The sequence below is a fragment of the Streptococcus porcorum genome, assembly GCF_053203725.1.
In genome coordinates this window covers 1-25,341 of record NZ_JBRUDG010000010.1, presented here as the reverse complement: position 1 = coordinate 25,341, position 25,341 = coordinate 1, and the positions used below count along the sequence as shown (strand labels likewise).

Annotated in this window: 22 protein-coding genes; all 22 read left to right on the top strand. The window is 42.0% G+C overall.

Annotated elements, in window-relative coordinates; all coding sequences use genetic code 11:
- Positions 1-160 precede the first annotated feature (160 nt).
- The 22 genes from ACVRWY_RS04030 to ACVRWY_RS03925 all read left to right on the top strand — a co-directional run bounded on the left by ACVRWY_RS04030 (position 161) and on the right by ACVRWY_RS03925 (position 25,244).
- Positions 161-3,019 carry a phage tail tape measure protein gene (locus ACVRWY_RS04030; protein WP_354368242.1) on the top strand — a complete coding sequence of 953 codons (2,859 nt, stop codon included), beginning with the start codon at positions 161-163 and terminating at the stop codon, positions 3,017-3,019.
- Positions 3,016-3,738, top strand: a complete 723-nt coding sequence (locus ACVRWY_RS04025; RefSeq protein WP_354368244.1) for a phage tail protein — start codon at positions 3,016-3,018, stop codon at positions 3,736-3,738. The genes ACVRWY_RS04030 and ACVRWY_RS04025 overlap by 4 nt, the downstream gene beginning before the upstream one ends.
- A complete protein-coding gene (locus ACVRWY_RS04020; RefSeq protein WP_354368246.1) occupies positions 3,738-8,285 on the top strand; it encodes a phage tail spike protein in 4,548 nt (1,515 codons plus the stop codon). Before ACVRWY_RS04025 ends, ACVRWY_RS04020 begins: the two co-directional genes overlap by 1 nt.
- A 12-nt stretch (positions 8,286-8,297) precedes the next feature.
- Complete coding sequence (locus tag ACVRWY_RS04015) at positions 8,298-8,504, top strand: hypothetical protein (protein WP_044685893.1); 207 nt, start codon at positions 8,298-8,300, stop codon at positions 8,502-8,504.
- Positions 8,505-8,509: 5 nt separating this feature from the next.
- A complete protein-coding gene (locus ACVRWY_RS04010) occupies positions 8,510-8,878 on the top strand; it encodes a hypothetical protein (RefSeq protein WP_044685892.1) in 369 nt (122 codons plus the stop codon).
- Positions 8,856-9,251 carry a phage holin family protein gene (locus ACVRWY_RS04005; protein ID WP_024388660.1) on the top strand — a complete coding sequence of 132 codons (396 nt, stop codon included), beginning with the start codon at positions 8,856-8,858 and terminating at the stop codon, positions 9,249-9,251. The genes ACVRWY_RS04010 and ACVRWY_RS04005 overlap by 23 nt, the downstream gene beginning before the upstream one ends.
- Before the next feature lie 6 nt (positions 9,252-9,257).
- Positions 9,258-10,727: a LysM peptidoglycan-binding domain-containing protein gene (locus ACVRWY_RS04000; protein WP_354368249.1), complete on the top strand. Its 1,470-nt coding sequence runs from the start codon at positions 9,258-9,260 to the stop codon at positions 10,725-10,727.
- A 165-nt stretch (positions 10,728-10,892) separates the two neighbouring features.
- Positions 10,893-11,294: an RNA polymerase subunit sigma-70 gene (locus ACVRWY_RS03995; RefSeq protein ID WP_172025452.1), complete on the top strand. Its 402-nt coding sequence runs from the start codon at positions 10,893-10,895 to the stop codon at positions 11,292-11,294.
- The gene (locus tag ACVRWY_RS03990) at positions 11,291-11,452 is read left to right on the top strand and encodes an SHOCT domain-containing protein (protein ID WP_162841141.1); all 162 of its coding nucleotides are present in this window, start codon (positions 11,291-11,293) and stop codon (positions 11,450-11,452) included. The genes ACVRWY_RS03995 and ACVRWY_RS03990 overlap by 4 nt, the downstream gene beginning before the upstream one ends.
- Before the next feature lie 56 nt (positions 11,453-11,508).
- Positions 11,509-12,717: a recombinase family protein gene (locus ACVRWY_RS03985; protein WP_105143029.1), complete on the top strand. Its 1,209-nt coding sequence runs from the start codon at positions 11,509-11,511 to the stop codon at positions 12,715-12,717.
- A gap of 2 nt (positions 12,718-12,719) precedes the next feature.
- A complete protein-coding gene (locus tag ACVRWY_RS03980) occupies positions 12,720-14,285 on the top strand; it encodes a recombinase family protein (protein WP_222813119.1) in 1,566 nt (521 codons plus the stop codon).
- 133 nt (positions 14,286-14,418) lie between these two features.
- Positions 14,419-15,243 (top strand): Cof-type HAD-IIB family hydrolase, encoded by an 825-nt coding sequence (locus ACVRWY_RS03975; RefSeq protein ID WP_354368252.1) that lies wholly within the window; start codon positions 14,419-14,421, stop codon positions 15,241-15,243.
- Between the two features lies 1 nt (position 15,244).
- The gene (locus ACVRWY_RS03970) at positions 15,245-16,684 is read left to right on the top strand and encodes a glycoside hydrolase family 1 protein (RefSeq protein ID WP_354368254.1); all 1,440 of its coding nucleotides are present in this window, start codon (positions 15,245-15,247) and stop codon (positions 16,682-16,684) included.
- Between the two features lie 117 nt (positions 16,685-16,801).
- Positions 16,802-18,121: an FAD-containing oxidoreductase gene (locus ACVRWY_RS03965; protein ID WP_354368256.1), complete on the top strand. Its 1,320-nt coding sequence runs from the start codon at positions 16,802-16,804 to the stop codon at positions 18,119-18,121.
- Positions 18,122-18,135: 14 nt separating this feature from the next.
- Positions 18,136-18,744 (top strand): GDSL-type esterase/lipase family protein, encoded by a 609-nt coding sequence (locus ACVRWY_RS03960; protein ID WP_354368258.1) that lies wholly within the window; start codon positions 18,136-18,138, stop codon positions 18,742-18,744.
- Between the two features lie 123 nt (positions 18,745-18,867).
- The gene (locus tag ACVRWY_RS03955; RefSeq protein WP_354368259.1) at positions 18,868-20,115 is read left to right on the top strand and encodes an NRAMP family divalent metal transporter; all 1,248 of its coding nucleotides are present in this window, start codon (positions 18,868-18,870) and stop codon (positions 20,113-20,115) included.
- A 143-nt stretch (positions 20,116-20,258) separates the two neighbouring features.
- Positions 20,259-21,011, top strand: coding sequence for an ABC transporter ATP-binding protein (locus ACVRWY_RS03950; RefSeq protein ID WP_354368270.1), 753 nt, complete (start codon positions 20,259-20,261; stop codon positions 21,009-21,011).
- Positions 21,012-22,982 (top strand): ABC transporter permease, encoded by a 1,971-nt coding sequence (locus tag ACVRWY_RS03945; protein ID WP_354368261.1) that lies wholly within the window; start codon positions 21,012-21,014, stop codon positions 22,980-22,982.
- A gap of 91 nt (positions 22,983-23,073) precedes the next feature.
- Positions 23,074-23,325, top strand: coding sequence for a type II toxin-antitoxin system RelB family antitoxin (gene relB, locus ACVRWY_RS03940; RefSeq protein WP_029998583.1), 252 nt, complete (start codon positions 23,074-23,076; stop codon positions 23,323-23,325).
- Positions 23,309-23,575: a type II toxin-antitoxin system RelE family toxin gene (locus tag ACVRWY_RS03935; protein WP_024385715.1), complete on the top strand. Its 267-nt coding sequence runs from the start codon at positions 23,309-23,311 to the stop codon at positions 23,573-23,575. The genes relB and ACVRWY_RS03935 overlap by 17 nt, the downstream gene beginning before the upstream one ends.
- Positions 23,576-23,613: 38 nt before the next feature.
- A complete protein-coding gene (locus tag ACVRWY_RS03930; protein WP_354368264.1) occupies positions 23,614-24,282 on the top strand; it encodes a DNA-binding response regulator in 669 nt (222 codons plus the stop codon).
- Positions 24,279-25,244: a sensor histidine kinase gene (locus ACVRWY_RS03925; protein WP_354368266.1), complete on the top strand. Its 966-nt coding sequence runs from the start codon at positions 24,279-24,281 to the stop codon at positions 25,242-25,244. The genes ACVRWY_RS03930 and ACVRWY_RS03925 overlap by 4 nt, the downstream gene beginning before the upstream one ends.
- The last annotated feature ends 97 nt before the right edge of the window (positions 25,245-25,341 follow it).

Genomic DNA, 25,341 nt, shown 5'->3' with positions numbered 1-25,341 from the left:
GGAGACTGGTCTGACTATTGACGATTTAAAACATATCTCTATTGGGATGGCACTTGACTACCAAACGGACTATGTGGAGATGCGTACTCGAGAAACTTCTCAAACACGCCCAGCAACTCAAGCTGATTTTGATAATTTCTGATGGTAGAAAGGAGGGACTATGGCAGGAAACATAAAGGGAATTACGATTGAAATTGGTGGCGATACTCAACCCTTACAAGATGCCTTAAAGGGTGTAAACAAACAAGCATCTGAAGCTACCAAAGAACTAAGACAAATTGATAAGGCTCTCAAGTTTGATACAGGCAATGTCACCCTCCTTACTCAAAAGCAGGAAGTCTTGGCAAAACAAGTCGAGACAACCAAAGAAAAATTGGCAACGCTCCGTCAAGCCCAATCACAGGTGGAAGCTCAATTTAAGGCTGGGGATATTGGGGCAGACCAGTACCGTGCCTTTCAACGTGAGGTGGAAACTACTCAAAGGTTGCTAACGTCCTATGAAACTAAGTTAGCTGATGTGTCATCAACACTTGAGAATCACGGTCGAGCTAGTAGTTCAGCGGCTCAACAATTAGATAAACTCCAAGTGGAGCAGGGGCAGTTAGCAAGTGAGATGAACAAGGTCACGTCTCAATTTGAGTTACAAGAAAGTGCTTTGACATCCAGTAGTTCCGAAGCAGAACGTAATGCCATAGCCCAACAAAAGATTGGAGCACAGTCAGAAATTGTTTCTAAACAAATTTCCAATCTCGAAAAGCAACTAGCCCTGACAAAGAGTGAATATGGTGAGAATTCCATTGAAGCCAATAAGATGGAAGCTGAGTTGAACCAAGCAAAGACCGCTCTCAATAACCTGAACAACGAGATGGATGAGACCAAATCCTCTGCCGATGGTGCTCAAGATGGCATGAAAGCCATGTCTGACACCATTCGGGCTGAGGCACTTCAAGCGACCAGTGAGAAGCTAGCAGACATCTCTCAGAAAATCTTCGAAGTCGGAACAGAGTCCATGTCTGCGGCAGCTCAACTTCAAGCCAGCAATGCCCAATTCTCTACCGTATTTGGGGATATGGAGAATTCTGCTAAGGATGCCCTCAATATGATTGGGGAAGAGATGGACATTGTTCCAGAGCGTCTTCAAGGCTCCTTCACTCAGATGGCTTCCTTTGCCAAAACCTCTGGAATGGATACGGCTCAAGCTTTGGATCTGACCACTCGTGCCACCAGAGCAGCGGCTGATGGGGCAGCATTTTACGACAAATCCATCGAAGAAGTCACCGAAAACCTACAGTCCTTCCTCAAAGGAAACTATGAAAATGACGCAGCTCTAGGTATTTCTGCGACAGAAACCACTCGTAATGCAGCGGCAAACAAGCTCTATGGAAAGTCCTTCAATGAACTATCAGAAGCTCAGAAGCAGTTAACCCTCCTTCAAATGGTAGAGGACGGCAATGAACTCTCGGGAGCCTTGGGGCAAGCTGCAAGGGAATCAGACGGACTGGAAAACGTTCTGGGTAACCTAAGACAGTCTGGAACTAATGCTTTAGCAGCAATCGGTCAACCGATTCTGGAGATGCTTATTCCAGTCTTCCAAAGTTTGGCAGACATTATTAGTCAACTAGCGACTTGGTTTACCAACTTATCCAGTCCCATCAAGGAAGTTGTCATTATCTTCACAGGAATTTTAGCTGTGGTAGGGATGTTACTTCCTGTTTTCTTGGGCTTACAGGTTGCGGCAGCCGCTATGGGGACAACCGTTGTTGGAATGATAACGGCATTTTTGCCAATTGTGGGGATTATTGTTGGTATTGTAGCTGCCATTACCTTACTGATTGTTGGGTTAAAAGAACTCTGGACGAATCACGAAGGCTTTCGAACGGCTGTGACGGAAATCTGGAATAGTATCCATGCCTTTCTGTCCATGATCATCCAGCAGATTTCTAGTTTTGTTATGTCCATCTGGGGAACGCTAACCACATGGTGGACTGAAAACCAGCAATTGATTCTAAATGCTGCAACCACGGTATGGAATGCCATCACTACGGTTATTCAAACGGTGATGACTATTCTTGGACCGCTCATCCAAGCAAGTTGGGAGAATATCAAACTCATCATCACAGCCGCTTTGGAGATGATAAAGATTGTGGTCGAGACTGCTATCAATGTGGTACTTGGTATCATCAAGGCAGTCATGCAGGTTATCACTGGTGATTGGACTGGCGCTTGGGAAACCATCAAACAGGTCTTATCAATGGCATGGGAGGGCATCAAGTCCCTTATTTCCTTAGCCCTCAATTTCATCACCCAGTACATCTCAACTGCTTGGACAGGTATCAAGAATACCATCTCAAATTTACTGACAGCTATCAGTTCAGTCGTTTCATCCATTTGGTCAGCAATCCAATCGACCATATCCAGTATTTTATCTAACATCGGCTCAACAGTCTCCAATATTTGGAACAGTATCCGAAACACGGTCTCTAGTGTCTTGAATGGCATTTCAAGCACGGTGTCATCCGTTTGGAATGGTGTCAAGAATACCATTTCAAATGCCATCCATGGGGCAAAAGATGCCGTGAGTAACGCTATCAATGCCATCAAAAATCTCTTTAACTTCCAAATTCGCTGGCCGCATATCCCCCTCCCTCACTTTAGGGTGTCTGGGTCTGCCAATCCTCTTGATTGGTTGAAGGGTGGAATTCCTAGAATTTCCATCGATTGGTATGCCAAAGGTGGTATTCTAACCAAACCAACCGCATTTGGAATGAATGGCAATAGCCTGATGGTTGGTGGTGAAGCAGGAAAAGAAGCGGTGTTACCTTTGAATGAACAAACCTTGGGTGCCATTGGTCGAGGAATCGCAAAGACCATGACAAGCAACCTACCACCCATTCACATCACTATTACAGGTAACACAGTCAGAGAAGAGACTGATCTTTACCGACTAGCGGAGATGGTTGGAGAAAAACTAGTGTATGAATTAGAACGTCAACAAGGATTGAGAGGAGTGAAACCATGATTAGACATAATGCATTAACCATTGGTGGAGTATCCACGTCTAGTTTTCCTTTTAAGGTAATCGTGGAAGAAAGTCCTTCAATCACAGTAAGTGAAAGTAAGACTCAATTGATAGAACACCAAGGCCTGTCAGGAGCGGTTCTTCAAACCAATCCTCGCAGAAGTGTCATGGAACTGAGCTACACCCTTTATCTTGTAAAACCTAGTGAAGAACAGTTATTTTCATTTTTGAAGCTATTTCTGAAAGAAGGATTTTGGCTTGAGAACGCTAGTTTCAAGACCATACGCTTTTGGTGTTACAAGGTTCAGCATACTCCAGTTCAAAAGGATAAGATGGGTGTGTATGAGCTTAAGGTTATTTTTTCTTGTCACCCAACTAAGTGGTTCAAAACGACGACCTCGCAGGTGTTTAGGACTAGTGGTACTTTGAGAAGTCAAGGTTCAGCCATTGCTTTTCCAAAGATTACCATAAGCGGCAACTCAAGTAGTGAAACTAGCTTTACGATTGGGGATGATGTCATCCGCTTGGAGCGATTACAAGAAACACTCATTATGGATAATAATCCTAGTCAGCCAAGTTTTAAGACACAAAGAGGTCAGCCTGTAAAATGGTCTGGTGATTTTATCTCCATTGATGCAGGTAGAAATGATTCAGTTGGAGTTGTCTTAGGTTCTGGCATCACATCATTAACAATAGAAACGAATTGGGGGTGGGCATAGTGCTATCATTATTAGACAAAACAGTTCGAACGGCAAAATGGCATGGGAAACCACTCCCAGAAACCATTAAGGCAAGTGTCAAAGAAACCTTGAATGGGGATTTTGTCCTGAACTTTACCTATCCGATCACAGATAGCGGATTATTTCGAGAGTTAAAAGAGGACTACCTCGTTCGTAGCCCAGTTCCAGTATTGGGACACCAGTTGTTTCGGATTAAGAAAGTCATCGAAGGAGACACCAGTCTTGAAGTTGTGGCCTATCACATTTCAGATGACATCATGACGAGGTTAGTATCGCCATTTAGGTGTGAACAGGTACCCTGTGCAACAGCACTATCAAGCATGGTCATGGCAAGCAAGTCTCCATTGGGGGATTTTTCTTTTACCAGCGACATTGTCAAGAACAGAACCTATACAACGGACCAGGAACAGACTCTGTACTCCACACTATTGGATGGTAAACACTCTATCCTTGGAACTTGGGAGGGAGAATTGGTTCGTGATAATCTTGCCCTAACTATAAAGGGTGAGCGAGGACAAGACAGTGGGGTAGTCATCTCTACTCACTACAATTTGAAAAAGTATCAACGAACCAAAGAAAGTTCACAGGTTATCACTCGTATCCATGCCACTTCAAGCTTCAAACAAGAGGGGCAGGATAGGGAGACTGTACTTCAAGTCACTGTAGATAGTCCGTTGATTAACTTCTATCCTTTCATCAATGAAGTGACCTATACAAATAATAGCGTCAGAACTCGTCAAGAGTTAATAGAGTGGGCTAGTAGCAAGTTTCGCTTAGAGGGAATTGATAAGCCAAAAGATGCCATCATCATTGAGGCATTCGAGTTAGATGGTCAAACGGTTCATCTAGGCGATACAGTGACTTTAAAAAGCAAGCTACACGGGATTGATGTGAGGAAGAAAGCCATCGCCTATGATTATGATCCTTTAGCAAAGAATTACCGCTTTATCACATTTGATGATAAGGCAAGTATCGGAACAGGTAAAACTGGCGGTAGCTTGACTACCCTAGCAAATAATCTCCTTGATGGGAATAAGCGGAGTGAGGATGTTGCCGTTGAAATTGCCATTGAAAATGCCAACAGAGCCTTTGAAGCAGAATTTGAGAAACGTCAAGTAGCCATCGATAACGCTATCGAACAGGCTCAAAGTCATGGGGAGGTCTATGCGGATCGATTAAAGGCCAGCATTGATAGTGAACTTTCTTCTATTCATCAACAGATGCGACAACAGGAAGAGGAGCAGCAACGCACAACTCGTGATTTATTGGCAAAGGCTGGGGTAAACACCAACCTAGCCACAGAAGCCAAACTGAAGGCAGAACAGGCTCAAACTGGGGCGACTGAAGCCCTCAGGAGAGCAGAACAAGCCAAGCTTGATGCCATTAATGAGGCTAACCGATTGACTTCAACGGAGCGTAGTCAGACAGAGACAAAGATTGCGACAGCAAGATCACAAGCTATCTCTGAAGCTAGTCGATTGGTAGATGTAGCAAAATCACTGTTGAGTGGACAGTTGGCAACTGTCAGTACCAATCTCTCGCAAACCAAGGAGGATATAAAACTTCTTGCGAGTAAGCAACTGGTGGATAGTCTGACTGGTCGAGTATCCGGTGCAGAATCCATGATTCAAGTACAAGCAGACCAAATTTCTCAGCGTGTTAAAACCAGTGATTTTAACCAAGCGAAACAGAGAATCGAAACTGCCGAGTCGTCTATTACGCAATTGGGGAATCGCATTACAACTGAACTCAGTCAGGTGGATGCGAAAATTCCAACTAGCCTAGATGGCCTAAATTTGATGACTGGTACTCGTGATTGGTCGAATAGAAGAAATGCCTGGCATTTAGGAAACAACTGGTCTACCGAAACAGAGAATTTCAGAGGACTGGTTGTTCGTTCAACCCAAGCAGGGTTTAACGGAAGTCATCAGAATATTGTTGTGAAAGCAGGAGATATCATTACTTTTAGCTTTTATGCCAAAGCAAATCAACCTCTATCCTCCATTAAGGTCTCATCGATTTGGACGGGTTCGAGTGTTTATCGTGCTCCAGTCGCAAGAGTGAGGGAATCGGACGATATTATATCCGTTACAAGTGACTGGAAACGCTACTGGAAAACAGTACATGTCATATCTGATGGTTCACTCCAATTTCGAACGGAGTACAATGCAAGCACAATCCCAAATGGGAATAAATTCTATGTGGCAGGATTGAAAGTCGCAAAAAGCTCACTGGACACAGGCTATTCAGAAAATCCATCAGATATAGCTGGTGAATTGACCGCCCAACGGACACTCATCACGCAAACAGCGTCAGGTGTGGAGCAGGTTTCTACAAGATTATCCGAAGCAAATGGAAAGATTTCTAGTAGTGAGACACAAATTCGACAATTAGTTTCGGATGTATCCTCGAAGGTTAGTCAAACGGATTTCAATAACTTGAAACGAACTGTCGAAGGACATACTACATCCATCCAACAAACACAGCAATCTATCTTGCTTAAGGCTGATAAGACTGTTCTTGAGGGGGTCAAAATAACCGCTGATAATGCCTTAGCTAAGGCCAACACAAACGCTAGTCAGATTACCCAAACCAAGGCAGACTTACGTATTGCCAATGATGCCATTTCACAGAAAGTCGCAAAGACGGATTTTAATAACTTGACTGGTCGAGTAGCAAGTGCAGAATCCACTATACGTACACAGGCTGGGCAAATTGAACAACGACTAACAAGTACACAAGTTGAATCAGCTATTAACTCAAAAGGTTACCAAACCAAGTCACAGGTCGATTCCAATATTACTGGTCGTGGCTATCTAACCAGCAGTTCTCTCCAACCCTATGCGACGACAACTAGTGTGCAGAATTTGGTTAGAACCACCTCTGATAGTTTTACCCAGCGAATCAGTCAAACGGAAAGCAGAATCCCTACCTCAGTTTCGCATCGCAACTTGATAGCTGGTACTTCGGATAGATGGAGTGCTTATCAGACGATAAATGTGAGTAGTAACTGGATAGCCTCTTTAGGAAGAGTGCAATTTGGGGATAGTAGTGGAATTTATGTTGGATCAAAAGTTCATTTATATGTTCATGTCTCAGCGGATGAGATTACCTTTGACCCTGCTGTAACGACTCGTACTATGAAACTTCAAGGTCCAATATTGGATAGTCAAAATATTTGGACATGGACCAACTGGAATTTGTATCACCCTTTCTACAATAAATGGAGCAGCAATCTGACAACAGGTAACAACTATCGCTTGATAAAATTGACCGCTACCGTCACTCAAGAGATGTACCAACACTCTAAAGGTTTTGAACTTCAAGTCAGAGTTGATGGGGTTAAGACTGGTAAGTTCCATGTGAGAGCCTTAATGGTATCAACTGGTGATATTTTTCCAGACTATTGGACACCGTCATTAGATGACTTTACGACTGTAACCGCCTTTCATGAAGTGCGGGATACTGTAAGCAGTCACACTCGAACAATTGGAGATCACACCAATCAAATCAGTCAGGTTGTTCAAACGGCTACTGGGATTGTGACACGAGTTGGCAATCTAGAAACAAGTCGAGCGACAACGGCTGCCGTCAATGCCATTCAAACTCAAGTTTCAACTCTTGCAGGGTCGTGGTCGGTTCGAAATCTGACCAGTGCAGGCACAGTTTTGAGCCAACTTAATCTCAATAAGGATGGGACGGTCAAAATCGATGGAAAACTCGTCCAAATTACAGGCACTACCTATATCCAAGATGGTGTCATTGCGAGTGGTAAGATTGCCAGTCTTGATGCAGGCAAGATTACGACAGGTATTATCTCTGCAGCTCGAATTGGAGCAGAAGCAATCACCGCGGATAAACTAAAGGTTGACCAAGCATTCTTTACCAAGTTTATGGCTACAGAAGCCTATCTCAAGCAGTTGTTTGCCAAATCAGCCTTTATAACCCAAGTGCAGTCAGTAACCCTATCTGCCAACAACATTTCTGGCGGAATCTTGTCAGCAATCAACGGAGCTATGAAAATCAATCTGTCACTTGGAAATATCAAGTTCTTTACAAACTCTCCATCCATTTCTCGTGAGGTTAGTGGTTATCCTCACCAGTGGGTTTCATTTGAAACAGGTACCTCAAACGGTAAGCCATGTGGTGTAACCATAATCGGTTCCAATCGATGGAACAACTGGAATGCCAATGACGGTGGTTTTGTAGGAATTCGAGCATGGAACGGTACAGATACCGACCAAATTGATGTGGTAGGCGATAAGGTACGTTTAGCTAGTGCTCCATATACCAATCCAGATGGTTGGGAAATAGTAACGTTGCCTAACCGACTGAGTATTGATGCTTATAAAGCATCTGACCGACCAAGTTCAATTTTGAATATCGGAGATATCCGTATCTATCGAAACGGTACAACCTACGTCAGTTTGAAAGATGTTCTTCATCAATTCAACCACAATTTTAAACACTTAGTAAACATCACAGGTCGAGGTGATGTCATCTTGACATGGGATACGATTAAATAAAGGAGTTCACAGATGAATCTAGAACAAATCAACCAATCATTAAAACTAACTATTCAGGAGCTTGTCTCAAAGCTCTCTGATGAAATTACCGCTAAGAACCTCATCGCCATCCAATTGGTGGAGAGGGATGAGGAACTTAGCCTATTGCGTAAAGAAAAACAGGAATTGACTGAGTTATTAGAAGTTCAGACAAAACCTGAAGAAGGGAAAGGAGAATAGTTATCATGGCACTTCTCAATATTGACAAAGTAACAGAACCATTTGATTTGGAGACAGCTCTCGCTTACATGCGTAAGAATGGAGAGTTCATCCGATGTAAGACAGCTGAGCAAGATTTTTACATGTATCTTGAAGAAGTAAGGCGACCTGCCATTAAAAATGGAAAGCGGCAGTTGGTTACAACAGAAACAGTTTGGGCATTTAATCAGTGGGGCAGTACCACATTAACTCTGAATCTTTCTGATTTATTCCATGATTGTTTTTATCTGATGCGGTTTGATGAGAACGGTCAACCAGATTGGTCAGATCCTACCATAGTTAAGGAAGGTTCAGTAGAAAGTGAGGTGACCGATGAAGGAACTGTTAACACTTAATAAGATTTTATTCTCTATGATTGGAGGCTTGATTGGTAGTCTATTTGGAGAGTTGGATGGTATCCTGTATGCCCTACTTGTCTTCATTATTATTGACTATCTAACAGGAATTTTTGCGGCAGTTGTTGAGAAACAATTGTCAAGCAGTATCGGTTTTCGTGGCATCTTTAAAAAGATAGCCATTTTATTTTTAGTTTCATTAGGTCATATGATTGATACTGCAATCATCAAGCAGGGTGGAACAATTCGAACCATGGTCATTTTCTTTTATCTCAGTAATGAGGGGTTAAGTATCTTAGAAAATACTGTTCGAATTGGTCTACCAATACCTGAGAAACTACAAGCAATTTTAAAACAAATCAACGAGAGGTGAAAAGATATGGGAAAACATCTAGTCATTTGTGGTCATGGGCAAGGGCGAACAGGCTATGATCCTGGAGCAGTGAATGCCAAACTAGGCATCACAGAAGCTGGAAAGGTTCGAGAATTAACCAAGTTAATGTCCAAGTACAGTGGACAACAGATTGATTTTATTACCGAACAAAATGTTTATGATTATCGGAGTATTACTAGTATTGGTAAGGGATACGACTCAATTACTGAATTGCACTTCAATGCCTTTAATGGTAGTGCCAAAGGTACAGAAGTCTTGATTCAATCTTCTTTAGAAGCAGACAAGGAAGATATGGCTATCCTATCTCTCCTTTCACGATACTTTCAAAATCGTGGCATTAAGAAGGTAGATTGGCTCTATAATGCCAACCAAGCAGCGAGTCGTGGATATACCTATCGTTTGGTGGAGATTGCCTTCATCGATAATGAACAAGACATGGCGATTTTTGAAACCAAGAAAGAGGAAATTGCGAAAGGTCTTGTGTCAGCAATAACAGGAGTTGAAGTCAAGACAATAGTTCCCTCGCCCCCCAGTTCAATCGCTGGGAGTTCAGGAACTCCTTCAAAGTCAATCTATCTTGTTGGTGATAGTCTTAGGGTGTTGCCTCATGCGACTCATTATCAGACTGGTCAGAAAATCGCTAACTGGGTCAAGGGGCGCACCTACAAAATCCTCCAAGTGAAGAAAGTTCACCAGTCAAACAGTAAGAGAGCTTATCTACTTGATGGAATCAAGTCATGGGTGCTTGAGCAGGATGTAGAAGGAACAACTAAAGGCCATAGTGAGCAGACCTATCAAGCACAAAAAGGCGACACGTATTATGGCATCGCTCGGAAGTTTGGTTTAACAGTAGATGCCCTACTTGCAGTGAATGGTTTGAAGAAGTCGGATATCCTGAAAGTTGGGCAAACACTCAAGGTTAACACAGCTTCAAGGACAACAACCGCTATTCCAACCAGTGTTGCAAGTCGGGTTGTTGCGTCAGCTTTATCCAAGGTCGGTCAAAAGGTGACCGTTCCATCTAACCCTTATGGCGGACAGTGTGTTGCCTTGGTGGATAAGATTGTTCAAGAGCTTACGGACAAGAATATGTCCTATACTAATGCCATTGATTGTTTGAAGAAAGCAAAATCAAATGGTTTCCAAGTAATCTACGATTCTTGGGGTGTGAATCCTAAAGCAGGTGATTTCTATGTCATTCAAGCAGATGGTATGGTATATGGTCACATTGGTGTCTGTGTGACGGATTCTGATGGAAAAAGTATTGATGGTGTGGAACAGAATATTGATGGATATTCTGACCATAATAAGAACGGTATCAATGACCAATTAGAAATTGGTGGCGGCGGGGTCACTCGTCGTGTGAAACGTCAATGGATGGCGGATGGCTCACTCTACGATTCAACTGGAACAGTTAAACTCGGTAAAGTTGTTGGTTGGTTTAGAATTTCATAATTTAGTTATAAGCCTGGTGGAAACATCAGGCTTTATTTTTTTTGCCTTTTTTTCAATAAGTGCGGAAAAATTACTCCCAAACCTACCTAGTAAGGTAGGAGGAATAAAATTATATTTGGACTAAACTGTTCACAATTTCCCCTAGTAGGTAGAAGGAGGAATAAAATGACCCCAGAACAAAAAGTAGCTATTCGCTGTTTACGAGAACATGGTCTTGGTTATAAAGCCATAGGTATAAAACTCAATTTATCTATTAATACCATTAAGTCATTTTGTCGTAGAGAGGTAATAAAAGCAGGCGATAAAACTGATGACGAACTGCCAGATTATTGTCATGCTTGTGGTCGTATTTTGTCGCATATAGACGGTAAGAAAAAGAAACGGTTTTGTAGTACGTCTTGTCGTCAAACTTGGTGGAATGACCATCTAGATGAGGTTCATCGAAAGGCTTACTCAGAGCATATCTGTTTGACTTGTGGAATCTCGTTTATGTCTTACGCTAATCCAAAGAGAAAGTATTGTAGTCGCAGGTGTTATATGACTGCTAGATTTGGAGAAAAGAGATGACAGAACAAGACTTTCAACAAGAAATAATCTATCAGCTAACCATGGCACAGGCGAGTCGACTCCTGGCAGTTGGGCTGATATCTGAAGCTAATTTTCAAGAATTTAAGGTAAAAATGCTCGAAAAATATGAACCATTTATGAGTCAATTAGTGGCCTAAAGACTTGATAAATAAGGGCTTTAGAGTGATATATAGTAGCGAAAGGAGATGTATCAATGAAACGAATTAAAACGATACAAGCCCAAAAGTTAACCGCCATCAAAAAGTTAAAAGTAGCAGCATATACTAGGGTTTCGCATACGAGTTTACTTCAATCCTTATCCAATCAAGTGAGTCACTACAGCCAGTTGATACAGGCAAATCCTGAATGGAGCTATGTGGGTGTTTACAGCGATTCTGCGATTAGTGGACGTAGCCAAGTCCATAGACGAGATTTTCAAAATTTACTTGAAGATTGTCGCAAGGGAAAGATTGACCTTATTTTAACCAAATCCATTTCACGCTTTGGGCGAAATACGGTAGAGCTTTTGGAAACCGTTCGTGAGCTGAAGCGACTTGGTATTAGTGTTCGCTTTGAAAAAGAAAATATAGACACCCTAACTGCTGAAGGAGAATTACTTTTAACTCTACTTGCCTCTATGGCTCAAGAAGAATCACAGTCTATTAGCCAGAATATCAGATGGCGAGTAAAGAAATGCTTTGAAGAGGGGAAGCCCTATATTCCTCAAGATATCTTTGGCTATCGATGGAGTGGCGAAGAATATGTTATTGAACCACATGAAGCCTCTATTGTTAGACAGGTTTTTGAATGGTACATGGAAGGTCTTTCAGTTCCAAAAATTGCTAAAAAGCTTGATGCTAGGGGTGAGCGGACGAGACTAGGGAATCGCTTCACTAAGCGAGTCATTTATAACATGTTTGACCAAGAAGCCTATTGTGGACGCTTGATTTTACAGAAGACTTTTCGAGATAATTTTGGGAGTCGGTCGATTCCAAATGATGGGCAGATGGCAAAGTATATTGTTGAGAATGCCCATGAAGCTATTGTGACACCGGAGTTCTTCCAACAAGTTAATCGAGAGAAAAAGCGACGTGCTAAGAGAAGACCATCAAAGCACGATGCCCTAGCAAAGTTACAAGGCAAAGTATATTGTGAGCATTGTGGTTTAGATATGCTTTTGACTGTAGAAACCAAATCCAATCAGGAAAAGCGAGTAAGGTATTACTGCAGGACAAGAGATGCCAAAGGTGTTGAGGCTTGTCTAGGACGTACTATTACAGAAGAACAACTTTTTCAAGCTTTTGGCGAGACCTTAAAGGCAGAAGATATTCACCATATTTCTTTTAATAGCGTGACCAATGAAGCTAAAGCTACCTATAGAAATGGAAAAGAAAAACACATCATCATTCAGAAAGGACGGTAGGCATGAAAAAAGTCATCACGATAGAACCAGCTAAACAAGTAAGCCATAAGGTTGACCTGCCGAGCTTTACCAAACGACGAGTGGCAGGCTATGCCAGGGTATCAACTGATCATGAAGGCCAGACGACCTCCTACGAAGCTCAGATGAAATACTATACAGACTACATCAACAGTCGCTCGGATTGGGAATTTGTCAAGATGTATTCAGACGAAGGGATTTCTGGGACTAATACCAAGGCACGGATTGGCTTTCAACGGATGGTGGAAGATGCCCTTGACGGAAAGATAGACCTTATCCTGACCAAGTCGGTCAGTCGGTTTGCCAGAAACACGGTTGACTCCCTCTCAACGGTTCGGAAGCTCAAGGAAGCAGGAGTTGAAATCTATTTTGAAAAGGAGAACATTTGGACCTTTGATTCTAAAGGGGAGCTTCTGATTACCATTATGTCAAGTCTAGCCCAAGAAGAGAGCCGTTCCATTTCAGAGAACGTGACTTGGGGTAGACGACGCCAGTTGGCTGAAGGGCAAGTGACCTTTTCCTATAGCCAAGTTTTAGGCTTCAAGAAAAGTGACACGGGTGGTTTTGAAATAGACCATGAGGAAGCTAAGATTGTTCGGTATATTTTTCATCAGGTCTTATTGGGAAACAATCCCAACAAAATCGCAAGGGAGTTGACTGCCCAAGGAATTCCGACCCCACAAGGGAAAAGGAAGTGGAGTTATGGCACGGTCAAGCGTATGCTTCGGAATGAAAAATACAAAGGGGATGCTCTTCTTCAGAAAAGTTTTACAACCAATTTCTTGACGAAAAGCACTAAACCCAATGAAGGAGAGCTTCCACAGTATTATGTGGAGAACAGCCACGAAGCCATTATCAAGCGTGAAGTCTTTGATTTGGTTCAAGTTGAATTGGATAAGCTGGAGAAGAAACGGCAAACTAGTAACATCTTCACAGGACGTCTGTTCTGTGGTGACTGTGGGGGAGCTTTTGGAAGTAAGGTGTGGCACTCCACCAGCAAGTACAAACGAACCATTTACCAGTGCAATTCCAAGTACAAGGGCGAGCATAAATGTCGGACACCTCATGTGACTGAGGAAGAAATTAAAGCCTGGTTCCTCTCAGCTATCAATCAACTTCTCAGTAATCGAGATGAGATTATCGCAAATACAGAACTCTTAATTGACATGGCAAAAGACACCTCGCCACTTGAATCTAGGATTGATGACTTGGAGCATCACCTTGAAACCATACGACAAGACATCAAGGACTTGGTCGATAGGAATGCGAGGAAGGCTCAGAATCAAGAACTCTACCAAAAGCAGTACGATACCCTAGTAACAGCCTACCAAGAAAAACAGAAAGAGTTGCAGGAAACTAGGTCATCCTTGGAAGAGCAGAAAAGTAAGAGAATTAGCCTAGATGGTTTTATCCAACAACTCAAAGAGCAGGACGACCTCATCACAGACTTCAACCAAGAACTCTGGCAGACCAGTGTTGAGAGACTAGACATCAAAGTGGGTAAGAAAATCAGCCTGACATTCAAAAATGGCGTACGGATTGATTTATAGAAGACAAGGGCGTGTCAATTCTGCACGTCTTTTTTGGTGTTTCTGTGTTATAATAGAAGAAGTTATATTAGGATTCGAGTTGCACACCCCTTTAGGGTTTTGCACCCCCTTGAAAGGGAAAAGGTTAGATTGTATGATAAAGCTGATAGCAACAGATTTGGATGGCACTTTGTTGGATCAATATGGTCAATATGATAAAGATCGATTTGAGCGTATCCTGACTCAATTAGAGCAAAAGGGGATTCATTTTGTTGTGGCGACAGGAAATGCAATAGAGCGTGTCAACCTTATTTTTCAGGAACTTAGTCCTCGTTTGTCTTATGTTGCTGAAAATGGAGGATACGTCCAAACAAGCTCTAAAATTTTACGGAAGAGTCAAATTACTCAAGATGATGCGTTGGCATTTATTGACTATTTTAAAGAAAGCTTGGTTGATTACCGTGTGGTGCTTTCAACTGCTCATCGCTCCTATGTATTGGACAGTGTTATTTTTTCAAAAGAACATGAGATGATTGAAGAAGAACAGTGGAACGCTTTTTTAGCTCATTTAGAGTTTGTGCCAAACTTTGAAGGGGTTGACTTTAATCATTTGACAAAAATCAATATGTTGGTTGAAAAAGACACCAATCAAGTCATTGAAAGGTTTAATAAAAACTTTAAGGGCAATCTTAGGGCAGTAACGAGCGGTTATGGGGCGATTGATATTTTACCTAGAGAGGTCGATAAAGCAAGTGGCTTAGAACTTTTACTGAAGCAGTGGCAACTAAGCCCTCATCAAGTGATGGCTTTTGGTGACGGAGAAAATGATCGAGAGTTATTGGCAATGACACCGCATTCGTATGCCATGGCTAATGCTCCTGAAAGTGTGAAAAAAGTTGCATTGCACTGTGCTCCTCATCATACTGATGATGGGGTGCTTCAGGTGATTGAAGAATTTTTGAAAGATAAAGGAGAATAATATGACAAATCAATTTCCAAAAGATTTTTTATGGGGTGGCGCAACAGCTGCCAATCAATTTGAAGGAGCTTATAACTTGGATGGTAAAGGTCTATCTGTTCAGGATGTGACCCCAAGAGGTGGTGTTCCAGCCAAAGTTGGCGATCTTAATCCGCTGATTACAGAAGTTCCAACACCTGATAATTTAAAATTAGAGGGGATCGATTTTTACCATCGCTATAAAGAAGACATTGCCTTATTTGCAGAAATGGGATTTAAGGTTTTTCGTTTATCTATTGCTTGGTCACGTATTTTCCCAAATGGAGATGAGACAGAACCCAATGAAGCTGGATTAGCTTTTTATGATAAGGTGTTTGATGAGTTGGCTAAATACGATATTGAACCTTTAGTCACCCTATCACACTATGAAACCCCTCTGCATTTAGCAAGAAAGTATAATGGTTGGGCTAGTCGTGACTTAATTGATTTTTACGCGAGATATGTGACAACAGTCTTTGAGCGTTATAAAGATAAGGTAACCTACTGGTTGACCTTTAACGAGGTAAACTCTGTCTTACACGCGCCATTTATGTCAGGTGGTATTGCGACACCGATGGAGGACTTATCCAAACAAGACCTTTATCAAGCGGTGCATCATGAGTTGGTGGCATCGAGCTTAGCAACAAAAATTGGACATGAGATTAACCCTAACTTTAAGATTGGTTGTATGGTGATTGCTATGCCAGCCTATGCCATGACAGCGAATCCGTTGGATCAATTGGCTGTTCGTGACTTCAATAATCAAAACTATCTCTTTAGCGATATTCATGCTAGAGGAAAATACCCAAATTATATTAAGCGTTATTTCAAGGAAAATCAGATTGAAATCCAGTTTGCTCCAGGGGATAAGGCTTTACTAGAAGAACACACGGTTGATTTTATTTCCTTTAGTTACTACATGAGTGTGGCGGTAGCGCATAACCCAGAAGATTATGAAACAGGTAGAGGTAATATTTTAGGAGGTGTTTCAAATCCTTATCTTGATAGTTCTGAATGGGGATGGCAGATTGATCCTGTAGGTTTGCGTTTGGTACTCAATGACTTTTATGACCGTTATCAATTGCCACTCTTTATTGTGGAAAATGGTTTGGGTGCTAAAGATGTTTTAGTGGATGGCCCTAATGGACCAACGGTTGAGGATGACTACCGCATTGATTATCTTGAAAAACACCTCAAACAAGTAGCAGAAGCTATCGAAGATGGTGTCGAATTGTGGGGTTACACAACTTGGGGACCGATTGATCTCGTCTCAGCAAGCACGGCGGAACTCAGTAAGCGGTATGGCTTTATCTATGTTGATAGACATGATGATGGGACAGGAACCCTTGCGCGTTATAAGAAGAAATCATTTGCTTGGTATAAAGAAGTTATTGAAAGTAATGGGGCAAGTTTATACAGCTAGTTTATGAAATATCAATCTCACCAATTTGGTGGGATTTTTTATCGTGGCGTAGCTATTTTCTGACTTTTTTTTAAAGAGGTGATACACTAAACTTATCAGAATCAAAGGAGAAAAAACATGAAAACTTACGATATGATTGTCATTGGTTTTGGTAAGGCAGGAAAAACCTTAGCGGCCAAGATGGCTATGCAGGGTAAAACAGTTGCTATGGTTGAGCAGAGTCCTCAGATGTATGGAGGTACTTGTATCAATATCGGCTGCATCCCAACCAAGACTCTACTGCACGCAGCAGAAAAGGGGCTGGATTTTTCCAGTGTCATGGCAGAAAAAGACGCGGTGACCAGTCGTCTGCGTGCTAAGAATTTTGCTATGTTGGATCAAAAAGATACGGTTCATGTCTATACGGCAAAAGCAAGATTCGTCCAAAATAAAGTTATTGAGCTCCTGTCCGACCAAGACCAAGAACAGATTACAGCGGAAACTATTATTATCAATACTGGCGCGGTTTCAAATCGCCTTCCCATACCAGGTTTGGCAGAAAGTCAAGGTGTTTATGATTCGACAGGTATTCAAGAGTTAGCGCAACAACCAGATCGCTTGGGGATTATCGGTGGTGGAAATATCGGTTTAGAGTTTGCGACTCTGTATGCTGAGCTTGGGAGTCAAGTAACCGTTTTTGATCCCCAATCTCGCTTGTTTGTAAGAGAGGAGCCGATGGTTTCAGACTTAGCTAAGACCTACATGGAAGAGCAAGGGATTCACTTTGAGTTGTCTTCAACTATCTATCAGGTGGCAAATAAGGATGACAAGGTTGTGACAACGAGTGACAAAGGAGAGTTTGTCTTTGATGCCGTGCTTTATGCCACAGGACGCCGACCAAATACGCAAGAACTGAATCTTGAAGCGACTGATATTAAGCTCACGGATCGTGGAGCTATTGAGGTTGATGACTTTTGTCAAACCAGTGTGCCTGGTGTCTTTGCAGTAGGAGATGTTAATGGAGGTCCTCAGTTTACCTATGTTTCTTTAGATGATTACCGTATTGTTTATGGTTATTTAACTGGAGATCAGTCCTATTCCTTACAAAAGCGTCGTCATGTTCCCACAACTACCTTTGTCAATCCTCCTTTGGCACGTGTTGGTCTAGATGAGGCGACTGCTAAAGCAGAAGGATTGAGCTACAAAGCTAATACCTTGATGGTGGCTAATATGCCCCGTGCGCATGTTAACGGTGATTTACGTGGTTTCTTTAAAGTCGTGGTTAACCCAGAGACCGAAGAAATCTTAGGAGCAACCTTATATGGTGCAGAGGCAGGAGAATTGATTAACCTCATTACTATGGCGATGGATAATAAAATTCCTTACACTTACTTCCAAAAACAGATTTTTACTCATCCTACCATGGCAGAAAATTTCAACGATTTATTTAATGTTTAAGGAGACATCATGCTATGAGCTCTGCTTTTTTAAAAATGCTAGAAAAATACCAGAGAGAAAAACTGAGCCAATTTGCTAGTGAGCCAGCTAAAACTGAGCCTTGTTTGCTGTTTTTGGGTGATTCAATCATGGATCTGTTTAAGACGGAACAACTAATAACTCAGCTGACACTTGTCAATCGAGGCATTAGCGGGATTGATACTAGCTTTTTGTTAGACCACTTTGATGAGATAACTAGGGGCATTTTGCCTGAAAAGATTTTCCTTTTGATAGGGACCAATGACCTTGGACAAGGAGAGGATCCTTTGAGTATCTATTGCCGTATTGATGAGCTTTGTCACAGACTGTCAGAAACCTTCCCGCAAGCACAGCTCTATCTCCAGTCTGTTTATCCTACACATGACAGTAGAGAGTTTTCTGAAACGGTGGGCTCTCGAACAAATGACCGCATTGAACAACTAAATCAGTTGTTACAGGGAACTAGAGGAGTGACCTACTTGGATATTCATGATAAGCTCATTGATTTAACAGGTCAGCTTGACAAAAGCTACACTACAGATGGTTTACATCTTAGCCCTTTAGGTTATGATCAAGTAGCAGAGGTTCTCGAAACACTTCTTTAGTATAAAAGGCTGGATGTACTATCTAGCCTTTTGTTTGTAGTTTTCCGAAAAATAACTGAAACACTCTTGAAAATTATCTGAAAATTTTGTATAATGTAACTATTATTTTCAAAGGAGTGTTTTATGTCACAAACTGATTCAAAATGGCGAAATAGATTAAAAGCTATGGGACCTGGTATTCTGATGGCGTCAGCAGCTGTCGGAGGTTCTCATATTGTTTCTTCAGCTCAAGCAGGTGCCTTATATGGCTGGTCTTTGCTTGGTTTGGTTATCCTAGCCAATGTCTTTAAGTACCCGTTCTTCCGTTTTGGTGCGGAATATACAGCTGACACTGGTAAGACCTTGGTTGAAGGGTATGCTGAAAAAGGCAAGCTTTACCTTTGGGTCTTCTTTATCTTAAATGTTTTCTCAGCTATGGTAAACACAGCTGGCGTGGCTATTTTATGTTCAGCTATTATTGCCAGTGCCTTTCCAATGATTGGTCTAAGCATTACCCAGTGGTCATTGATTTTACTAGCGATTATTTGGGCAATGCTCTTGTTTGGAGGCTATAAGCTCTTAGATGGCATGGCTAAGTGGATTATGTCAGCTCTAACAATTGCAACGGTGGTTGCTGTTATTGTTGCAGTTATCGAGCATCCTGAGGTTGGTGCTGACTTTGTTGAAAAGACTCCTTGGCAAATGGCAGCCCTACCTTTTATCGTTTCTTTACTAGGTTGGATGCCAGCTCCGATTGAAATTTCAGCTATCAACTCACTCTGGTCAGCTGAGAAAAAGAAATCGGTCGATTTTAGTACTGAGGATGCCCTCTTTGACTTTAACGTTGGTTTTATCGGGACTGCGATTCTGGCTGTTTTCTTTGTGGCTCTTGGGGCGCTTATCCAGTATCCAACAGGTAAACCTGTTGAGGGTGCATCTGCAGCTTATATCTCACAATTTGTAGGCATGTATGCTTCAGTACTTGGAGAGTGGTCACGTTACTTGATTACTTTTATCGCCTTCTTGTGTATCTTTGGAACAGTAATTACAGTTGTTGATGGGTATTCCCGTGTTAACCAAGCCTCGCTTGATTTGTTGTTGAACCAAAAAGAAACTCAGGCTAAGTCTTTAAATATTTGGATGACAGTCACTGCTATTGTTGGGTTGATTATTATCTTCTTCTTTGCAGGACAAGTGGCTACTATGTTACGTTTTGCCATGATTGGGTCATTCTTGACGACACCATTCTTTGCCCTGTTAAACTACGTCTTGGTAACTGGCGAAAATAAAAATCTTCCGACTTGGCTAAAAGCACTAGCGATTGCAGGTTTGATCTTCTTGTTTGGCTTTGCCTTGTTCTTTATCTACGCTTTGGCGATTGGCCAAGTTTAATGTTACTGACAGCATCTGAGGATGCTGTTTTTTCTTACAAGATTGTAAGGTTTGAGAACGATGTTGTAAGTTTTTGATTGAGTAAAAATCGATATAATAAATTCATCGGTTAAGGAGTAATAAAGAAATGGAGATTTGAAATGATGTTGCTAAAAATCAATCATTTAGAAAAAGTTTACCGCACGCGCTTTTCAAAAGAGGAAACGCGTGCCTTGCAAGATGTGGATTTTAAGGTAGAAGAGGGTGAGTTTATCGCCATAATGGGTGAAAGTGGTTCAGGTAAGACGACTTTGCTCAACATTCTAGCAACCCTGGACAAGCCGACGAGAGGTTCGGTTATCTTAAATAATCAGGATATTACGAAAATCAAGGAAAGCAAGCTGGCGGATTTCCGTTTGCGTAACCTGGGCTTTGTCTTCCAAGATTTTAATCTCTTGGACACCCTGTCCATCCAAGACAATATCTTTTTACCTCTGGTATTGGCACGTACCAGCCATGAGGAAATGGAAAAACGTTTGAAAGTCCTGGCGCCAAAACTGCGGATTCAAGATTTGCTGAAAAAACGTCCCTTTGAACTATCTGGTGGACAAAAGCAGCGCGTGGCCATCGCTCGTAGTTTGATTACCCAGCCACAAATTGTCCTAGCAGACGAACCGACGGCTGCCCTAGATTACCGCAATTCAGAAGACTTACTGAATTTGTTTGAAGACATCAACCGTGACGGTCAAACCATTCTCATGGTGACCCACTCAGCCAACGCAGCCAGCCATGCCAAACGTGTTCTCTTTATCAAGGATGGTCGGATTTTCCACCAATTGTACAAGGCAGGTAAGAGCAATCAAGACTTTGCCAAGGAGATTTCGCTCAACATGTCTGCACTTTTAGGGGGTGAGTAGATGTTTTACCTCAAACTTGCTGGGCAAAATATCCGAAAATCCATGGGTGTTTTTGCTCCCTTTGTTTTAGCCAGTCTTGTGCTATTTACTCTGATTTGTTCCATGTTCTTACTCATGCTAAGTCCAGTTATGAAGACCATGGGCTCTGGTGCTGTTTCTATCGGTCTTGGCGTGATTGTTCTGACCATTTTCTCGGTCATTATGGAGATTTATAGTTTTAATTTCCTAATGAAACAACGGGCGAGGGAATTTGGTCTCTATAACATGCTGGGGATGAACAAGAAAAAAGTAGCCTTGATAGCCAGCCTCGAATTGATGATGATTTTCTTGCTAGTTGTGGTTCTTGGTTCTGTCTTAGCTGGTGTGTTTGCAAATGTTCTCTACTTGATTTTTGTCAATCTAACACATTATAGTGATTTGCATTTTGGAATAGACCCTTTGGCATTTGTCATGACCGCCTTTCTCTTTGCTGGTATCTTCTTTCTCTTGGAATTGCTAGCTATTCGGACCATTGGTAAGACCAGTCCGCTGATTTTGTTCCGAGCTAGTGAGAAAGGGGAGAAGGAGCCAAAAGGCAATGTTCTTCTAGCTGCTCTTGGTGTAGTGGGACTGGGTATTGGATACTACCTATCACTTTCATCTAAAGCAGAAGGTGTAGCTCTTATCTTTCGGTTCTTTATCGCTGTGCTCTTTGTTATTGCGGGGACCTATCTGTTCTACATCAGCTTTATGACTTGGTATTTGAAGGCTCGTCGGAAAAACAAGCGGTATTTCTATACGCCAGAGCATTTCATTACCACGTCGCAGATGATTTTCCGTATGAAACAGCATGCAACTGGTTTGGCAAATATTACCCTCTTAGCAGTCATGGCCTTTGTGACCATTGCAACAACGACTTCACTTTATACTGGCATGTCAAGCATGACAAGTGGTCTATATCCAAAGGAAACATCTATTACCTACAAAGTTGCGGATAGAAGTCAGGGTGAAAGTGCCTATCAGCAATCGGTGCTCAGCCATTTTCCAGAAAAAGCGGAAGATAGTCTGTCCTACCTGACCTACCAAGCTGGTCTGGTCTATGACGGTGGGAAGGAGATTGTCATTAGTCCAGAAACCATTGCCAATCCAGACTTTAGCAAAATAGCCTTTACCTACTTCGTCACCCAAGATGATTTCCGGAAGTTGGGCAATGACCTGCCAGAGCTGGCTGCCAATCAAGTTGCTTTTATGCGTCCGAGTGAAATGCCGTCGCTAGAGAAAGTCACTCTAGGTGATAGTACTTTCGAGAATGTAGCTAATCTTGACCAGGCTATTTTCCCAGACATCACCAATACGCTAAATGCCGCCGTTATGGTAGTCAGTGATGACACTGTGTTGGATACTGTTCGTGAGTATTATGAGTCCAATAATCCGCAAGGCTATCAGGTTAGCCTGGACTACCGTGTCTTTACCGACTTGACTGATGAAGAGGTTGCTTCGATTGGTGAGCAAACTGGGGACTCTTATAATATCAACGATGCAAACGGAGAATTCCTAGGATATGCTATGCAAAAATCCGATTTCAACAATTTACTGATGGGCTTTAGAGGCGGTTTCCTCTTTACAGGTTTCTTGCTGGGAATTAGTTTCCTACTTGGTGCAGCCTTGATTATCTACTACAAACAGTACTCGGAAGGACATGAGGATAAGAAATCCTACAAGATCCTACAAGAAGTGGGCATGAGTGCAGCAGCGGTCAAAAAGACCATTAACTCCCAAATACTTATTGTTTTCTTCATGCCTTTGGTCATGGCGACCCTACACTTTGTCATCGCCCTTGTCATGCTCAAGCAAATGCTACTGATTTTTGGTGTTACCTCATCACTAATGATTTATACGGTCAGTGGAATTACTTTGCTTGCAGTTGCCTTGATTTACTTTGTCATTTACAAGTGGACCAGTCGCACCTATTATCGTATTATTGAACGATAAAAGAAGTCTCGCTTATGCGGGATTTCTTGCATTTTCAGGGAAATGGTGTTACAATGGTAATACCAAAGGAATACTATAAGAGGTAAGAAAAATGGCAGCTATCACATTGAAAGTTTCTGAGCAGGACAAGCTCTTTATGCAGGCTATGGCAAAGTTTGAAGGTGTCAGCTTGTCAGAACTCATTCGGACTAAAACCCTTGAAGCCCTTGAAGATGAGTACGACGCCCGTGTGGCAGACATCGCTCTGGCTGAATACGAGGCTGATTTAGCGAAAGGTATTGAGCCGATAAGCTGGGAGGAAATGTTGGAAGAGTTGGGGTTGACGGATGAAGACCAGTTATAAACTCGTACCAACCGGTCGTTTTATCAAACAGTTGAAAAAGCTGGACAAATTTACTCAAAAACAGATTACCAACTATCTGTCCAGTCATGTGACTGACAACCCCAGACAATACGGAAAAGCCTTGACTGCCAATCGTTCTGGTCAATGGCGGTACCGTATTGGCAATTATCGGGTCATCGTCAGCATTGAAGATGATAAATTGATTGTAACTGCCCTTGAAGTCGGGCATCGAAAAGAAGTATATAAATAAAAAGCCAAGACCTGTGTCCTGGCTTTTGCAGAATGAAGATGATGAAAAAAGCGAAGATTTATATTATTGAAGACGACGAGATGATTGTTCAGCTCCTAAAAAATCATCTTGGAGCAACTTATCAGGTGGGGAGTGTGGCAAATTTTAGGGCAGTGGCACAAGAAGTCGCGGAGTTTCAGCCCGATGTGGTTTTGATGGATATCACCTTGCCTTATTACAACGGTTTTTACTGGACGACTGAAATCCGTAAAACCATGACCATGCCGATTATCTTTATCTCCTCTAGCGATGATGAGATGAATGCGGTTATGGCTATGAACATGGGAGGGGATGATTTTATCTCAAAACCTTTCTCCCTGGGGATTTTAGATGCCAAAATCGGAGCCTTCTTGCGTCGGGTCAATCAATTCAGCAAATCAACTGATTTGTCTATCGACCAGTTTCAACTGAGTTTGGACGGACGATTTTCAAGCGAATCGGAACAGGTTCAATTGTCTCCTACAGAAACCAAGATTTTATCTACCTTACTAGAACGACAAGGGCAGATTGTCAGTAAGGAAGAACTCTTGGAAAAACTCTGGGAAAATGAAGAATTTATCGATCAGAATACCCTCAATGTCAACATGACTCGTCTGCGTAAGAAGGTGAGTGAGGTGGGATTTGACCGTATTCATACTGTGCGTGGCGTGGGGTACCTGGTCAAATGATAGCAAAATTTATCCGAGAATACCGTAGTTTTTATTTCGCTTATCTGGTCTTGTCTGGTAGTTTTATCTTGCTCTTTTTACTTTACAAACTGCCCACCGAATTCCTGCAAAACGCTCTGCTATTGTCCCTAACCCTCTTAATCCTTCTGACTGCAGGGCTTTTCTGGAAGTTTCGCAACCGCATGAGAGCCTTGGAAGACTATGTCCATGAGGAAGCTTCTCCCCTGCTTAATAAGCCTGTGGACCTTATCTATCTTAACTTGATTGAAGCGGAGAAAGAGACAACGAGGGAGCAGCTCTTGGAATATAAGTCAAGGGAAGAGGACCTGCAAGCAATGGTTAAATTATGGTCTCACCAGATGAAAGTGCCTATGGCAGCCCTGTCACTCATGAGTCAGACTAATCAGCTATCTTCAAAGGATGTAGATTATCAGTTACTACGTATGGAAAACTATTTGGGTAATTTACTCACCTATATGCGATTATCTAGTCAAGTTAGTGATTTTCGCTTTGAAGACTTTGATACTCGTGATTTGGTGGTTGATATTATTAAAAAGTACCGTCAGCAGTTTTTACAAAAAGAGATAGCTGTTGAGATTATGGGACATTGGCAACTGAAAACCGATCGTAAATGGTTGTCTTATGCCCTAGAGCAGTTAATCGATAACGCGCTCAAATATACACCCAGTCAGGGGAAGATTACCATCAACCTATCAGATGGTATTGAGGTTGCAGATACTGGTATTGGGATTTTAGCTGAGGATATTCCTCGTCTGTTTGAAGAAGGCTTTACTGGCTATAACGGTCGTGAGCATCAGAAGGCAACAGGTTTTGGGCTCTACCTGACTAAAAAAATCTTGACGCAGTTAGGACTTGCTATCCGCGTAACCAGTCAGGTTGATAAAGGCAGTCAGTTTTATATTGTAAAGATGGGCTCTTTGTCAACTGTAGTGGGTAGATGAAAAGCTAACACCTAGAGAGGACGAAATTCGTTCTCTCTTTCTTTATGTTCAAGGCAATCAAAATCCGTTTTTTAAAGTTTTCAAAGTTCCTGAAACC